The following is a 13,833-nucleotide window of genomic DNA, read 5'->3' as shown; positions in this document are numbered from 1 at the left end:
CCTGGTGCGGCCCCGCACCGGAGAACCGACCACCCCGCTGCCGCCCCCGCATCGACCGCCCGACCGCCCGACCGCACGCGAACGGACCGGCCCATGACCACCACCCTCCTGCTGGCCCGCCACGGACAGACCGTCTGGCACGCCGAGAACCGCTACGCCGGCGTCAGCGACATCGCCCTCACCGACACCGGTCGCGCCCAGGCCGAGGCACTCGGGCGGTGGGCCGCCGCCCACCCCGTCGACGCGATCTGGACGTCCCCGCTCTCCCGGGCCGTCGCCACCGCCGACCCCGCCTGCCGTGCCCTGGGCCTCACCCCGCAGCGCGAACCCGGCCTGCGCGAATGCGACTTCGGCGTGGTCGAGGGCCGTACGCTCGCCGAGTTCGAGACCGAGGACCCCGAGTGGGCCGCGGCCTACCGCGCCGACCCGGTGGCCCACTCCTTCCCCGGCGCCGAGGACCCCACGGCGGCAGCGGCCCGGGGCGTCCGCGCCCTGCGCGACATCGCCGCCGCCCACCCCGGCGGCCGCGTCCTGGTCGTCGCCCACAACACCCTGCTGCGCCTGGTGTTGTGCACACTGCTGTCGATCCCGGCCCGGGAGTACCGCAGAGTGCTGCCCCGGTTGCGGAACGCGGCGATCAGCGAACTGCGCATGAACTCCGACGGATCCGCCGCACTCCTCTCACTCAATGTGCCGTGCGAGCCGGACATGCCGTAGCACTATGAGCCCATGACGCAGATCGACACGTCGGTGCCGCACTCGGCCCGGATCTGGAACTACTGGCTGGGCGGCAAGGACAACTACCCGGTGGACGAGGCGGCCGGTGACGCCTACACCGCCGTCTTCCCCGGCATCGTCACCATCGCCCGCAGCAGCCGCGCCTTCCTCGGCCGCAGCATCCGCCACCTCGTCCAGGAGGCGGGCGTACGGCAGTTCCTCGACGTCGGCACGGGCCTGCCCACCGTCGACAACACCCACGAGGTGGCCCAGCGCATCGCCCCCGAGTCGCGGATCGTCTACGTCGACAACGACCCGCTGGTCCTCGCCCACGCCCGCGCCCTGCTCACCTCCACCCCCGAGGGCGCGACGGCCTACGAGCCCATCAGCCTCTACGAGCCCGAGCAGATCCTCGCGGCCGCCGGCAGGACACTCGACCTCACCCGCCCCACCGCCCTGATCCTCAGCGGCATCCTGGGCCACGTGGCCGACTACGAGCAGGCCCGTGACCTGGTCCGCCGCCTGATGGCCGGCCTGCCCTCCGGCAGCTACCTCTCCCTCAACGAGGGCTCCCGCGGCACCGACCCGGCCTACGAGCAGGCGCAGGACGCCTACAACGAGACGGGCGCCGTGCCGTACTTCCTGCGGCCGGTGGAACAGATCGAGGCGTTCTTCGAGGGCTTGGAGCTGGTGGAGCCCGGCGTGGTCTCGGTGCCGCTGTGGCACCCCGAGCCGGGCGCGCCGACGGAACCGATCGGCCAGCACGGCGGCCTGGCCCGCAAGCCCTGACCACAGGCCCCCGCACACGGGAAACCCCCGCGAGTCACGTCCTCGCGGGGGCTTCCTTCTTACCGCCTGCCGTGCGTGAAGGGTGAGAAGACGATCACGAGGCAGGACGCTTCACGGAACCGGACTCAGGGAGCCAGCAGCAACACGTCCGCGCGGGACTTCGCGGCCTCATAACGCCGGGCCACGTCCTGCCAGTTGACGACCTGCCACATCGCCTCGATGAAGTCCACCTTCTGGTTGCGGTACTGCAGGTAGAAGGCGTGCTCCCACGCGTCGAAGACCAGGATCGGGGTCGCGCCCTGGCCCACGTTGCCCTGGTGGTCGTAGACCTGCTCCACGATCAGCCGGCCGCTCAGCGGCTCGTAGGCGAGCACGCCCCAGCCCGAACCCTGCGTGGTCGCGGCGGCCTTGGACAGCTGCGCCTTGAAGCGGGAGAAGGAGCCGAAGGACTCGGTGATCGCGTCGGCCAGCTCGCCCACGCCGTCCCGCGCCAGCGGCTCACCGCCGCCGTCCTTCGGGCCGGTCATGTTCTGCCAGTAGATGCTGTGCAGGATGTGCCCGGAGAGGTGGAAGGCCAGGTTCTTCTCCAGCCCGTTGATCGATCCCCACGACTCCTTGTCCCGCGCCTCGGCGAGCTGCTCCAGCGTGTCGTTGGCGCCTTTCACATAGGCCGCGTGGTGCTTGTCGTGGTGCAGCTCGATGATCTCGGGGCTGATCACGGGGGCGAGCGCGGAGTAGTCGTAGGGCAGGTCGGGCAGCGTGTAGACGGGCATGGGCGGGTTCCCCTCCGAACCTCTTATTGCAATAGCCTTGCAACTGCACGCTAGCAGCAAGAGTGCCGGGAGGGGTGGCCAGGGCACACAAAAAGGCCCCCGCGTGTGTCGCGGGGGCCTCTCACCGTGCGCTTCCTACCGCCGGGCGCGCGCCTTCTGCCAGGCGAAGCCGACGGCCGCCAGGGCCAGCGTCATCCCGCCCGTCGAGTACAACTGCACCCGCGTGTCCGGCTCCCGGGCCATCAGGACGAAGACGGCGGCCATGCCGGCCAGCGCGACCCACGTCAGCCACGGGAACGCCCACATCCGCACGACCAGCTTCTCCGGCGTCTCGCGCTCCAGCCGGCGGCGCAGCCGCAGCTGCGAGACCGCGATGAAGATCCAGACGACCAGGATCACCGCGCCGATCATGTTCAGCAGCCAGGGGAAGACGTCGTTCGGCCGCCAGTAGCTCAGCAGCACGCACAGGAACCCGAAGACGGAGGACGCCAGGACGGCGATCCGCGGCACCCCGCCGGAGACCCGGCCCAGCCCCTTCGGGCCCTGGCCGCGCTCCACCAGCGAGTAGGCGATGCGGGAGGCCCCGTAGATGTTGGCGTTCATCGCCGACAGCAGCGCCACCAGCACGACCACGTTCATCAACTGGCCGGCGCCCGGGATGCCCAGCTCGTCCAGGGCGGCGACGTACGGGCCCTTCTCGACGACCGCCTTCGAGTCCCACGGCACCAGCGTGACGATGACCGCCATCGAGCCGACGTAGAACAGCGCGATGCGCCACATCGCCGTACGGACCGCGCTCGCCACGCCCTTGACCGGGTTCTCCGACTCGGCCGCCGCGATGGTGACCGTCTCCAGGCCGCCGTAGGCGAAGACCGACGCGAGCAGGCCGATGACCAGGCCCTCGCCACCGTTGGGGAGGAAGTCGGTGAGGTGCGAGGCGCCGGGGGAGTCCGTGCCCGGCAGGATGCCGAGGATCGCCAGGACGCCGAGCACCAGGAACAGGGTGATCGCGCCGACCTTCAGCGCCGCGAACCAGAACTCGAACTCGCCGAAGTTCTTCACCGCCGCGAGGTTCGTGCCGCAGAAGACGACCATGAACAGCGCCACCCACACCCATTCCGGCGTGCCCGGCAGCCAGCCGCTGACGATCTTCGCGGCGCCGATGCCCTCCAGTCCGACGGCCGTGCAGAGCAGCACCCAGAACGACCAGCCGGCGGTGAACCCGGCCCAGGGGCCGATCGCGCGCTCCGCGTGCGCCGAGAACGAGCCCGACGACGGATACGCGGCCGACATCTCGCCGAGCATCCGCATCACCAGCATCACGAGGAGACCGGAGAGGGCGTAGGCGACCACGATCGACGGGCCGGCGGCGGCGATCCCCGCGCCGGAGCCGACGAACAGGCCGGCGCCGATCACCCCGCCGAGGGCGATCATCGACAGGTGGCGCTGCTTCAGGCCGTGGGAGAGGGAGACGTCGTCCGTGCTGGGCGGTGTCCCGGTGGTGGTGCTGGGCATGGGCGCGGCTCGTCCAATGCGTGAGAGGCGTGAGAGGGCAAAAACGCCGCCAGTCTGGGCGGTCCCGTCGCCCGGGAGGGACGACTGTCCAGCATGCGGACGCGTGGAGCGCAGCCCGTGAGGCCCCGGGGACGGAGGGTGGGCACCGGCGCGGACGCCGCAAGGCCACCTACCCGGAGGCACCCGGCGGGCGTTTGGCGAAACCCTACAGTCCCCCTGCGCGCCGACGGCGTGAGCGAAGCCTCCCTGCCTCCGTGACCGGCGTCACGCCGTACTCCGTGTAACCCCCACCCTTTGTCCGAAGGCGACCAAGCGTGTGTTCGCGCCTTTGTCGGGCGCTGACGGTGAACCGGGCGAGCACGCTGGGATAGCGTCACCGTGTCCCGACCGGCCCTCACCCTCGCGGAGTCCCCATGAGCACCGCTGCCGCCACACCCGTACGCACCGGACAGGTCCTCGCCGACCTGCTCCCCGCCTCCCGCGTGAGGGACGTGGCCCTCGTGCTCGGCGGTGCCGCCCTCACCGGCCTCGCCGCCCAGATCTCGGTGCCCGTGCCGGGCTCCCCGGTGCCGGTGACCGGCCAGACCTTCGCCGCGCTGCTCGTCGGCACGTCCCTCGGTGCCGGCCGCGGCTTCCTCTCCCTGGCGCTGTACGCGCTGGCGGGCCTCGCCGGCGTGCCGTGGTTCGCGGGCGCCTCCTCCGGCGTCGCCCCCTCCTTCGGCTACATCCTCGGCATGATCCTCGCCGCCACCGTCGTCGGCGCCATGGCCCGCCGCGGCGCGGACCGCTCGGTGTGGCGCATGGCGGGCACGATGCTGGTGGGCGAGGCGATCATCTACGCCGTCGGCGTGCCCTACCTGGCCCTCGCCAGGGACATGTCCGCCACCGCCGCGATCGCGGCCGGCCTCACGCCGTTCCTGATCGGCGACGCGCTGAAGGCGGCGCTGGCGATGGGCGCGCTGCCGTCGGCGTGGAAGTTCGCGAACAAGCGCTAGCCGCCTGCGTCTTCGACGAGAGGCCCGCCGGGATTCCTCCCCGGCGGGCCTCTCGCGTGTTCAGCCCTCCTGCGGTGCCGGCCGCCGCCGCTGCGACCACCACAGTCCGGCCGCGCCCGCCGCGAGCAGCGACGCCCCGGCCGCGCCCAGCGGCAGCACATCGCGTGCCGGACCGGTCTTCGGCAGTTCCTTGCGGCCCGGGGACACCGGCTTGTTGTCCGTACCGAGCAGCAGGGGAGTGGCGGGGGCGTCCGGCGACGGGTTCGTCGTGCCGAACGGCACCGGGCCCTGCTGCCAGAACGTCTTCTCGCCGTCGCCCGTCTGGACCGGCAGACAGATCTTCCCGGTCTTGCCCAGGTCGTACGTAGCGTCCACGGCGTACGACTTCGACTCACCGGCCGCGAGATTGTCGATCGGACAGGTGAAACCGCTGTTCGAACCCTCCGGAAGATTGTTCTCGGGTATCGGCGAACAGCCCTGCACCTTCTTGACCGTGAGCCCGTCGAAACCGACGACCCAAAGCCTGATCTTCCCGCTGTCCTTGCTTCCCCCGTTCTTCACCGTGGCGGTAATCGCCGTCTTTTCACTGCCGTTGTCGACCGAGATCTTCTCCGGTAGCAGCGTGGTCAGCTCCACTCCCGCCGGTGCCTCGTCAACGGCCTTTCCGCCCTTGTCGCTTGCCGGGCCTTCGTCTTCCGCGGCGGCGGTGCCCGACAGCATCACCACCGCCGAGAAAGATGCCACGACCAGCGATCCCGCGACCCCCGTCGTGCGACGAGAACTCATGTTCGCCCCCCTTGCCGTCCCCCTGGCTGCGCCTGAATTCGCAGCACTGAAAGAGGTACCACAAGATTTCGCCGCACTATCCTGGTGCGGCGTGAAGTGTGACCGTTGTGTTTCACTGGAGGCGGTCGCGGCGTCGTGGAGGGGGTGCAGCGAATTGCCGGGGAATGCGAACGGCGGCGGTGTTCCAGGGATATTGGTGACAGGGCGCTATCGCTTGGTCGAGAGTATCGGCCAGGGGGGAATGGGGCGGGTGTGGCGAGCCGCCGACGAAATACTCGACCGGCAGGTCGCCGTCAAGGAAATGCGGATCGACGGCCATGACGCGGAGGACAGCAGGACGCGCCGCGAACGCACCCTGCGCGAGGCCCGGGCCACGGCCCGGATCGACCACCCCAACGTCGTACGGATCTACGACGTGGTCGACGAGGGCGAACGGCTGTGGATCGTCATGGAGTTGGTGGCGGGCCGCTCCCTGGAGAGGATCCTTGCGGAGCAAGGGCCCCTCGGCCCCTGCGAGACGGCCCGGATCGGGCTCGGGCTGGTCGCGGCGCTGCGGCAGGTGCACGCGCGGGGTGTCCTGCACCGGGACATCAAGCCCGGGAACGTCCTGGTGGAGGACGCACGCGGCCCGGCCGGACCCGGACGGGGCGACGGCGGCGGCTTCGGCGGGGGACGGCGGGTCGTCCTCACGGACTTCGGGATCGCCGCGATCCAGGACGCCAAGGCGCTGACGATGGTCGGGATGCTGGTCGGCTCGCCCGACTACATGGCCCCCGAGCGCGTCTCCGGCCGCCCGCAGGGCCCGCCGTCCGACATCTGGTCCCTCGGCGCGACGCTCTGCGCGGCCCTGGGCGGCCGCTCCCCCTTCTCCCGCGCCACCACACTGGCGACCCTGCACGCGGTCCTCTACGAGGACCCCGAACTCCCCACCGCCGCCGGCCCGCTGCGCGCCACCCTGACGTCCCTCCTGCAGAAGGACCCGTCGACCCGCCCGAACCTCGACGACCTGGAAACGGCCCTGGAGCCGGTGGCGTTTCCCGTACCGACGCCTACGGTGCGGGTGGGGGAGTGGCCGGAGGCGGGGGTGGCCGAGCCCGGGCGGGGGCCCGAGCCTGACGAGCAATCCACCGCCCCCGCCTACGAGTCGACCCCTCGCCCCATCGCTCCACGAGACCCCCGCCAACCCGCTCCCGCCCTGCAAGGGGCACCACACCCGCGCCCCGGCCCCGTTTCCCTCACGCGCGCCCAGGCAACGACCGAGCGCGACCCGCAACCCGCACCGACACCGACGCCCACCCCGAACTCGGCACTGACATCCGCACCGACATCGGCCCCCGCACCGGCCCCCACACCGGAGCCCGCCCCAACGCCGAGAGGCGAACCGCCCGGCCCCGCTGTCCCCGCCACCCCCCGCCCCCGCACCGGCCCGCGTCGTGCCCTGCTCGGCGCCGCCGCGGCCACCGTCGCGACCGTCGGTGCCGTCGTAGGGATCCTGCTGGCGACGTCGTCCGGCTCGCCGGGCGGCGGCGACGACACCCGCGCGGGCTCCTCGACGTCCGCGTCCTCGTCCGCCACCACGGCCCCCGCCCACCCCACCCCCTCACCCACCGTCGAGGGCACGAGCAGGCCGCCGACCCTGCCGCCCGGGACCCACCGGGAGGCCGGTGGATTCGCCTGGGCGACGCCCGACGGCTGGCGGCGGGACGTGAAGACGGGCGCGGAGGTGCACTACACCTCCCCGGACGGCACGCAGGAACTGGTCGGCAAGTCCTCCCTCGCCCGCGGCGACCTGCTGGAGACCTGGCAGACCTCGGAGCGCAACGCCCACCAGGGCCAGGACTACCGCAAGGTCCGCCTGGAGGAGACGACGTTCCGCGGCCACCCGGCGGTGGTCTGGGAGTACACCTTCACGCTGGACGGCGTCCACTGGCACGCCCGCCTGCTCGGCTTCAACGTGAAGGGCAAGTCGTACCAGGTCAACACCTGGTACGACGCCGGCATCGAGGCGGAGGCCCTGCGCACGTACGACAAGGTCAAGGACAGCTTCACGGTGCTGTAGGGCAACGAAAAGGGCCTGCGACGCGCATGCGTGCAAGAAGCGGCACGCGCGCCGCAGGCCCACCCGTTCACGGGGAACGGCGAGTGTCTGAAGGGGCTCAGCCGGCCGAGACCTCGTCCCGGGCCGCGGCGGCGTCGGCGTCGGCCCGCCGCCCCCCACGCACCTTCTCCTTCACGAAGGCGATGACGAGCACCACCGCCGCGACGAGCAGCGACAGCGAGATGGTGGTGCGCCCGTCGTGCTCGGTGTCGGTGAGCATGTAGCCGAGGATGAACACGATCAGCGCGGCCGTGGCCCAGGTCAGGTACGGGTAGAGCCACATCTTCACGACGAGCTTCTCCGGCGCCTCGGCCTTGATGATCTTCCGCATGCGCAGCTGGGAGAAGCAGATCACCAGCCACACGAACAGGGCGACCGCGCCACTGGAGTTCACCAGGAACAGGAAGACGGAGTCCGGGAACTTGTAGTTGAAGAACACGGCGAGGAAGCCGAACGCGACGGAGGCGAGGATGGCCGTGCGCGGCACGCCGTTGGAGGTGGTGCGGGCGAAGGACTTCGGCGCGTCCCCGCGCTGGCCGAGCGAGAAGGCCATGCGGGAGGCGGTGTAGAGACCGGAGTTGAGACAGGACAGCACCGAGGTCAGCACGATGAAGTTCATGATCTGCCCGGCGTGCGGGATGCCGAGGGAGTCGAGCGCCGCGACGTAGGAGCCGTCCTTGGTGATGGACTTGCTGTCCCACGGCAGCAGGGCCACCACGACGAAGATCGAGCCGAGGTAGAAGACGGCGACGCGCCAGATGATGCTGTTGGTGGCCTTGGTGACGGCCTGCTGCGGGTTCTCCGACTCGCCGGCCGCGAGGGTCGCGATCTCGCTGCCCATGAAGGAGAAGACGACGAGCAGCACACCGGTGAGGATCGCCCCGGCCCCGTTGGGCAGGAAGCCGCCGTGCTCGGTGAGGTTGCCCAGCCCGGCCTGGTCGCTGTCCACGCCCGGCAGCAGCCCGAAGACGGCGAGCCCGCCGATGACGATGAACGCGGCGATGGCGACGACCTTGATCCCGGCGAACCAGAACTCGAACTCGCCGTAGGAGCCGACGGAGACCAGGTTGGTGGCGGTCAGCACCACCATCACGATGAGCGCCCAGCCCCACTGGGGCACGGCGGGGATCCACCCCTCCAGGATCACGGCTCCGGCGGTCGCCTCGACCGCCAGCACGACGACCCAGAAGAACCAGTACAGCCAGCCGATGGAGAAACCGGCCCAGGGCCCGAGCGCCCGGTCGGCGTGCGCCGAGAACGACCCGGAGGTCGGGTTGGCGGCCGACATCTCACCGAGCATCCGCATCACCAGCACCACGAGCGTGCCGACGAGGGCGTAGGAGAGGAGGATGCCGGGTCCGGCGGTGGCGATACCGGAGCTGGACCCGACGAACAGGCCCGCCCCGATGACACCGCCGATGGCGATCATGGACAGATGCCGGTTCTTGAGCCCGGCCTGCAGCCCGGAGCCGTGCGACCCGGGTTCGCCGGGGCCTTCGCGATCGTTTCCGGTGGTCTTCATCGTCGGCTGCGAGGTCATGGAACGGATTTCCTTTGCGCCGGGGAGTGGTACTTCCGTACGGAACCGCACGCGCCGTACGAACGGGGTGTGTCGCGGCATGACGGTGTACGGGGCCCGCACGAGCGGTGTACGAGCCGGTCCAGTGAATCGGAGGCGAACGTTTAGGAGAACCTTTGAATCCAGATTGTTACTTGAGGTTTTCCTGAGCTTCCGTAATGCGGCTCACATTCGCCTCACGTTTTCATGAGCGCCACCCCGCGCGCCTTCCCCGAAACACCCGTGTCACACTCATCCCATGCGCGTGTACCTCGGCTCGGACCATGCCGGCTACGAACTGAAGAACCACCTCGTCGAGTGGCTGAAGGAGGCGGGCCACGACCCCGTCGACTGCGGCCCCCACATCTACGACGCCCAGGACGACTACCCGCCCTTCTGCCTCCGCGCCGCGGAGCGGACGGCCGCGGACCCCGACGCCCTCGGCATCGTCATCGGCGGCTCCGGCAACGGCGAGCAGATCGCGGCGAACAAGGTCAAGGGCGTCCGCGCGGCCCTCGCCTGGAGCGAGGAGACGGCGGCGCTCGGCCGGCAGCACAACAACGCCAACGTCGTCGCCGTGGGTGCGCGCATGCACACGCAGGACGAGGCGACGAAGTTCGTCGAGACGTTCCTCAACACCCCGTTCTCCGGTGACGAGCGTCACATCCGCCGGATCGACATGCTCGCCACGTACGAAACGACGGGCGACCTCCCCCCGATCCCGCCCCACCACCCGCAGCAGTAACCGCACCGGGGCCCGCCCCCTGCGGACGCCTCAGCCCGACGCCGCCACGCCCCCCTGCGCCGGGCATCCAGGTGCGCCCTGGCACCCCGGTGCGCCCTGAGACCGAAGGGAGAACCGAGAGCCGTGCCGGAAGGCCACACCATCCACCGCCTGGCCCAGGACTACGCCACGGCCTTCCTCGGCACTGCCCCCCGGGCCAGCAGCCCCCAGGGCAAGTTCACCCCCGCCGCCACCCTCCTCACCGGCGCGGAACTCACCCACACGGAAGCCCACGGCAAACACCTCTTCCTCGGCTTCCGCGCGACCGACTGGATCCACATCCACCTCGGCCTCTTCGGCAAGGTCACCTTCGGCCCGGCCCCCGCGCCCCCACCCACCGACACCGTCCGCCTGCGCCTCGCGAACGACACCGCGTACGTCGACCTCCGCGGCCCCACCACCTGCGCCCTCATCACACCCCCGGAGAAGCAGGCGATACACGACCGCCTCGGCCCCGACCCGCTCCGCGACGACGCCGACCCGGACACCGCGTACCGCCGCATCTCCCGCAGCCGTACGACGATCGCCGCCCTCCTCATGGACCAGAAGGTCATCGCCGGCGTCGGAAACGTCTACCGCGCGGAGGTTCTCTTCCGGCACCGCATCGACCCGTACCGCCCCGGCAGGGACATCACCCCCGCCGAGTGGCAGGCGATCTGGACCGACCTGGTCGAGCTCATGCGCGAGGGCGTCCGCAACAACCGCATCGACACCGTCCGCCCGGAACACACTCCGGAGGCGATGGGCCGCCCGCCCCGCGTGGACGACCACGGCGGCGAGGTGTACGTCTACCGCAGGGCCGATCAGCCCTGCCACATCTGCGGCGGCGAGATCCGCACCGCCGACCTCGCCGCCCGCAACCTCTTCTGGTGCCCCACCTGCCAGCGCAACTGACCGCACCGCACGCCCGGACGCCGCCCGCCCGGACGCCGCCCGCCCGGACGCCGAGCGCCCCGAGCCGCCCCCGGCGTCAGAAGCCGTGCTGCAGCCACGGCGCCACGACGCTGCCGAAGGCCGGCGAGGCCTCCGCCAGCGCCCCGCGCCGCAGCTCCCGCACCCGCCCCGCCGCCGCCAACGCGGCCAGCGACACGCCCCCGAGGTACGCCGCCCCCAACTCCCGCACCGACAAGGCGAGATCCGCCGCGTCCGACGTCCGCTCGCAGGACGCGCCCTTCGCGTCCCCGCCGAGCCGCCAACGCCCGGCGTTCCAGGGGCAGAACGCGTCCTCCACCTCGAACACCACATCCACCGGCGTCTGGTACGTCCGCGCCTCCAGCGCGGCCCCCACGTCCACCGGCCGGACGTACAACGAGTCCCGCACCCAAGGCCGGCACCGCCGCGGGTCGGAGACCAGGTACTGCCACGCGTCGTCCACCGGCCGTCCCCGCACCACCAGCGTCGACGTCAGGTCGATGTCGAACAGGAACCGCCAGAGCGCCGCGTCCGCCGCGGGATCCAACGCGGCCGAGTCCCGCAGGATCACCGAGCCGTTGGGCCCGGGCGTCTCCCAGCTCGGCTTGACGCGGAACCGCGCGTACCCGACCGTCTCCCCGTCCCGCTCGGCGACGACGCACTGCAGCGGCGACGCCCCCTCCCGCGTGCTCTCCGGGTCGAGCAGCCCGAGCCGCTCCCAGCCGGGCAGCCGGGCCAGCATCCCGGGGCGCTCCGGAACCAGCCGGGCGCACACCGCCTCGCACGCGTCGAGGACGTCGGCGGGCACCGCGTACCGCACGCGTACGTCGTCGGTGCCGGGCGGTACCGACAGCCGTACCCGGCTCGTGTCGATCTCGGCGTTCAGATGGAACGTCGCGGCGCCGTACCCGAACCGGCCGTAGATCGCCGGCTCCGACGCCGTCAGCACGGCCAGCGGCTCACCCAGGGCCCGGACGTCGTCCAGCTGCCGCCGCATCATCGAGGTCAGGATTCCGCGCCGCCGGTGCGTGGCGGCCACGCTCACCATCGTGACGCCCGCGGCCGGCACCGACGCGCCGCCGGGCACGGTGACCCGGAAGCTGAACGCCCCCGCCGTCCCCACGCACGCGTCCCCGTCCCAGACACCGAGTGAACGGTCGAACTCGGTCAGTGAGTTCCACAACTCCCGTTCCTCGGCGGCCTCCGGCACCCCGCCGAAGCTCCGGAGCAGGGTGTCGTACCACTTGTCCCACTCGTCCCGCGCCAGTATCCGGAGGCCGGCCGAAGAGCCGGTCGCGTCAGTCGCCATGGGTCATGCCTACCAGCGCCCTGCGGGACGGGCGAGGGAATTTCCCCCGGGCGGCGGCGGGGCGGCGCGCTGTGAAGTTCACTGTGAAGTCGGCCCTCGGACGGGGGACAAGTGGGACCTCCCGTGCCAAGGGGCTGGTCCGATGGATAGGGTCCCGAACTAATGGCATCAGGACGAGAGCGGCGCGCGGAAGCCGAGACGTTCACGGCCCGGTTGAAGAAGCAGTGGCACCGGGCCCGCGTCGGCGTGCGCCGGGCCGCCGTGGACTACTTCCGCGGCGACGGCTCGGACTGGATCGCCCTGGCCGGCCTGCTCCTGACCGTCCCGCTGATCGCCACGGCGACGCTCGTGAACCCGGTGTGGTTCTCCCCGGCGGCACTGGTCATGCCGGTCGTCGTGGGCGGCCTGCTGCTGCGCCCGGCGAGCCTGCTCGGCCTGTACGCGGCGTCGGCCACCGCCCTGATCGTGGAGTCGGTGCGGCTCGGCCCCTACACGGAAGGCCCCTCCCGGGTCACCCCCGGCGTGGTGCTGGTGGTCGCCGCCTGCGGTTTCTTCGGACTGCTGCTGGCCCAGTTCCGCAGCCGGGTCGGCGTCCCCTGGCGGCGCGGCGGCACCATGCTGTTCGACCTGCGCGAACGCATCCGGGTGCAGAGCAAGCTGCCCGGCCTCCCGGACGGCTGGCACCGAGAGATGGCCCTGCGCCCGGCGGGCGGCCAGTCCTTCTCGGGCGACTTCGTGGTGGCCGCTCGCACCAACGGCGGCCGCACGCTCGAAGTCGTCCTCACAGACGTCTCCGGCAAGGGCATGGACGCGGGCTCCCGCGCCCTGCTCCTGTCCGGCGCGTTCGGCGGTCTGCTGGGCTCCCTCCCGCCGCACGCCTTCCTCCCCGCCGCCAACGGCTACCTGCTGCGCCAGGACTGGGACGAGGGCTTCGCCACCTCCATCCACCTGGTCCTCGACCTGGACTCCGGAGACTACGAGCTCTACTCCGCCGGCCACCCGCCGGGCCTCCAGCTCAGCGCCGGCACCGGCCGCTGGGAGGAGAAGGCGGCCGAGGGCCCGCTCCTCGGCGTGTACGACGGCGCCCAGTTCGACCCGGTGAAGGGCTCCTTGCGCCCGGGTGACGTGCTGATGCTGTTCACCGACGGCCTGGTGGAGACCGCCGACCGCGACATCGTCGAGGGCATCGACCGCCTCACCGGCGAGGCCGACCGCTACGTCGCCGGCGGCTTCCACGGCGCCGCCTGGCACCTCATCGAGGCCGTGGCCAAGGACGTCAACGACGACCGGGCCCTGCTGCTGATCTGCCGAGAGGGCCCGACGGCCGCCTCCGCCCGCTGACGTACGGACCGCCCGACCCATGGTTCGGTCATGATTGTGTGGTGCTTCTGTGACTGAACCGGACCCCGATTGCACAGGCAACTGTCGTGTTGATAGAGATTATTGACGAGACTTGAGGGCGGCCGGACGTGGCCGCCGCGATGGCCCATACGGGGGAGGCGAGTTAGCCATGAAGTTCGACATGGGGGCTCAGACGCTGTCGACGTTGCAGCGTGACACGCGTGGTTCGACGGATGATCTGGGTGGTCTGGTCCGG

12 protein-coding genes are annotated in these 13,833 nt (G+C 71.4%); 7 read left to right on the top strand and 5 right to left on the bottom strand.

The window, feature by feature from the left end; translation table 11 throughout:
- Positions 1 to 93 precede the first annotated feature (93 nt).
- Both ABZ386_RS33895 and ABZ386_RS33890 read left to right on the top strand, forming a co-directional pair.
- Complete coding sequence (locus tag ABZ386_RS33895; protein WP_351346359.1) at positions 94 to 717, top strand: histidine phosphatase family protein; 624 nt, start codon at positions 94 to 96, stop codon at positions 715 to 717.
- A gap of 12 nt (positions 718 to 729) precedes the next feature.
- Complete coding sequence (locus tag ABZ386_RS33890) at positions 730 to 1,506, top strand: SAM-dependent methyltransferase (RefSeq protein WP_355722105.1); 777 nt, start codon at positions 730 to 732, stop codon at positions 1,504 to 1,506.
- Between the two features lie 125 nt (positions 1,507 to 1,631).
- On the opposite strand, the gene ABZ386_RS33885 is transcribed toward ABZ386_RS33890, so the two are convergent.
- Together ABZ386_RS33885 and ABZ386_RS33880 are read right to left on the bottom strand one after the other, a co-directional pair.
- Positions 1,632 to 2,279: a superoxide dismutase gene (locus ABZ386_RS33885; protein ID WP_351346355.1), complete on the bottom strand. Its 648-nt coding sequence runs from the start codon at positions 2,277 to 2,279 to the stop codon at positions 1,632 to 1,634.
- A 135-nt stretch (positions 2,280 to 2,414) separates the two neighbouring features.
- Positions 2,415 to 3,794, bottom strand: a complete 1,380-nt coding sequence (locus tag ABZ386_RS33880; RefSeq protein WP_355722111.1) for an amino acid permease — start codon at positions 3,792 to 3,794, stop codon at positions 2,415 to 2,417.
- A 413-nt stretch (positions 3,795 to 4,207) separates the two neighbouring features.
- On the opposite strand from ABZ386_RS33880, the gene ABZ386_RS33875 reads away from it, so the two are divergent.
- Positions 4,208 to 4,789, top strand: a complete 582-nt coding sequence (locus ABZ386_RS33875; RefSeq protein WP_356619621.1) for a biotin transporter BioY — start codon at positions 4,208 to 4,210, stop codon at positions 4,787 to 4,789.
- 60 nt (positions 4,790 to 4,849) lie between these two features.
- On the opposite strand, the gene ABZ386_RS33870 is transcribed toward ABZ386_RS33875, so the two are convergent.
- The gene (locus ABZ386_RS33870) at positions 4,850 to 5,575 is read right to left on the bottom strand and encodes an LPXTG cell wall anchor domain-containing protein (RefSeq protein ID WP_351346349.1); all 726 of its coding nucleotides are present in this window, start codon (positions 5,573 to 5,575) and stop codon (positions 4,850 to 4,852) included.
- Positions 5,576 to 5,789: 214 nt separating this feature from the next.
- On the opposite strand from ABZ386_RS33870, the gene ABZ386_RS33865 reads away from it, so the two are divergent.
- A complete protein-coding gene (locus ABZ386_RS33865; RefSeq protein ID WP_355722121.1) occupies positions 5,790 to 7,634 on the top strand; it encodes a protein kinase in 1,845 nt (614 codons plus the stop codon).
- A 97-nt stretch (positions 7,635 to 7,731) separates the two neighbouring features.
- Here ABZ386_RS33865 and ABZ386_RS33860 read toward each other — a convergent pair whose 3' ends face one another.
- On the bottom strand, positions 7,732 to 9,213 hold the full coding sequence (locus ABZ386_RS33860; protein WP_356499344.1) for an amino acid permease: 1,482 nt from the start codon (positions 9,211 to 9,213) through the stop codon (positions 7,732 to 7,734).
- Between the two features lie 277 nt (positions 9,214 to 9,490).
- On the opposite strand from ABZ386_RS33860, the gene ABZ386_RS33855 reads away from it, so the two are divergent.
- Positions 9,491 to 9,976 (top strand): ribose-5-phosphate isomerase, encoded by a 486-nt coding sequence (locus tag ABZ386_RS33855; protein WP_351346343.1) that lies wholly within the window; start codon positions 9,491 to 9,493, stop codon positions 9,974 to 9,976.
- A gap of 123 nt (positions 9,977 to 10,099) precedes the next feature.
- Entirely contained in the window at positions 10,100 to 10,909 is an 810-nt protein-coding gene (locus ABZ386_RS33850; RefSeq protein WP_355722128.1) for a DNA-formamidopyrimidine glycosylase family protein, read from the top strand.
- A 76-nt stretch (positions 10,910 to 10,985) separates the two neighbouring features.
- Here the strand turns inward: ABZ386_RS33850 and ABZ386_RS33845 are convergent, their stop codons facing one another.
- The gene (locus ABZ386_RS33845; protein ID WP_356499346.1) at positions 10,986 to 12,236 is read right to left on the bottom strand and encodes a GNAT family N-acetyltransferase; all 1,251 of its coding nucleotides are present in this window, start codon (positions 12,234 to 12,236) and stop codon (positions 10,986 to 10,988) included.
- Positions 12,237 to 12,398: 162 nt separating this feature from the next.
- Here ABZ386_RS33845 and ABZ386_RS33840 point away from each other — a divergent pair, with 162 nt between their 5' ends.
- A complete protein-coding gene (locus ABZ386_RS33840) occupies positions 12,399 to 13,577 on the top strand; it encodes a PP2C family protein-serine/threonine phosphatase (protein WP_114252506.1) in 1,179 nt (392 codons plus the stop codon).
- Positions 13,578 to 13,833 lie beyond the last annotated feature (256 nt).

This window comes from Streptomyces sp. NPDC006140 (assembly GCF_040628815.1).
Lineage (GTDB): Bacteria > Actinomycetota > Actinomycetes > Streptomycetales > Streptomycetaceae > Streptomyces.
Note: the sequence above shows the minus strand (reverse complement) of the source record. Positions and strands in the feature narration are given on the sequence as shown.

Excerpts from the sequence above, each read along its gene's own strand:
- ABZ386_RS33895 (WP_351346359.1), top strand. The coding sequence starts at position 94 with ATGACCACCACCCTCCTGCTGGCCCGCCACGGACAGACCGTCTGGCAC.
- ABZ386_RS33890 (WP_355722105.1), top strand. The coding sequence starts at position 730 with ATGACGCAGATCGACACGTCGGTGCCGCACTCGGCCCGGATCTGGAAC.
- ABZ386_RS33885 (WP_351346355.1), bottom strand. The coding sequence starts at position 2,279 with ATGCCCGTCTACACGCTGCCCGACCTGCCCTACGACTACTCCGCGCTC.
- ABZ386_RS33880 (WP_355722111.1), bottom strand. The coding sequence starts at position 3,794 with ATGCCCAGCACCACCACCGGGACACCGCCCAGCACGGACGACGTCTCC.
- ABZ386_RS33875 (WP_356619621.1), top strand. The coding sequence starts at position 4,208 with ATGAGCACCGCTGCCGCCACACCCGTACGCACCGGACAGGTCCTCGCC.
- ABZ386_RS33870 (WP_351346349.1), bottom strand. The coding sequence starts at position 5,575 with ATGAGTTCTCGTCGCACGACGGGGGTCGCGGGATCGCTGGTCGTGGCA.
- ABZ386_RS33860 (WP_356499344.1), bottom strand. The coding sequence starts at position 9,213 with ATGACCTCGCAGCCGACGATGAAGACCACCGGAAACGATCGCGAAGGC.
- ABZ386_RS33855 (WP_351346343.1), top strand. The coding sequence starts at position 9,491 with ATGCGCGTGTACCTCGGCTCGGACCATGCCGGCTACGAACTGAAGAAC.
- ABZ386_RS33845 (WP_356499346.1), bottom strand. The coding sequence starts at position 12,236 with ATGGCGACTGACGCGACCGGCTCTTCGGCCGGCCTCCGGATACTGGCG.
- ABZ386_RS33840 (WP_114252506.1), top strand. The coding sequence starts at position 12,399 with ATGGCATCAGGACGAGAGCGGCGCGCGGAAGCCGAGACGTTCACGGCC.